This is a genomic window from Curtobacterium sp. MCBA15_016 (assembly GCF_001865105.1).
Lineage (GTDB): Bacteria > Actinomycetota > Actinomycetes > Actinomycetales > Microbacteriaceae > Curtobacterium.
The window spans coordinates 11,312-11,996 of record NZ_MJGR01000046.1 but is presented as its reverse complement, the minus strand read 5'-3'; the positions used below and the strand labels follow the sequence as shown (position 1 = coordinate 11,996).

General features: G+C 74.2%; 1 protein-coding gene. It reads left to right on the top strand.

Going from position 1 to position 685, the window contains the following annotated elements; genetic code table 11:
- Window positions 1–685, top strand: a 685-nt coding sequence (locus BIV03_RS16755) for a Gfo/Idh/MocA family protein (RefSeq protein WP_139202043.1), incomplete at both ends; no start/stop codon positions are given.

Genomic DNA, 685 nt, shown 5'->3' with positions numbered 1-685 from the left:
AGATCGCCGCCCTCGCCGCCTCCGCACGAGCGCGCGGACTGGTGACGAGCGTCATCAGCCAGCACCGCTTCGACCCGGCCTCCGCCGCCGTCGCAGCAGCCGCCCACGACGGCGGGTTCGGCACCGTGACCTCCGGCCTCGCGAGCGTCGCCTGGTACCGCTCGCAGGGCTACTACGACTCCGGCGACTGGCGCGGCACCTGGGCGCTCGACGGCGGCGGCGCGGTGATGAACCAGGGCGTGCACACCGTCGACCTGCTCGTCTGGGCGCTCGGACGTCCGGTCGAGATCTCGGCGCAGACCGGCCTGCTCGCGCACGACCGGATCGAGGTCGAGGACACCGCGGTCGCCACCGTCCGGTTCGCCGGGGGAGCGCTCGGCGTCATCCACTGCACGACCGCCGCGTACCCGGGCCTCTCCGCCCGGTACGCCGTCTACGGCACGCACGGGTCCGCGATCGTCGACGACGACCGCCTGGCGTACTTCCACATCGCCCCCGACGCGGCGACGCTCGAGTCCGCGTCCACCACCGCGAACGCCACGGCGGTCGCCGGTGCGGTCGACCAGAAGGACGAGGTCGTCCCGCCGGAGCACGTCGTCGGCGGTCCGGCCGAACCCGACCACTTCGCCGCCGGTCACGCCCGGCAGTACACCGACATCGTCGAGGCGATCCGCGACGGCCGCGA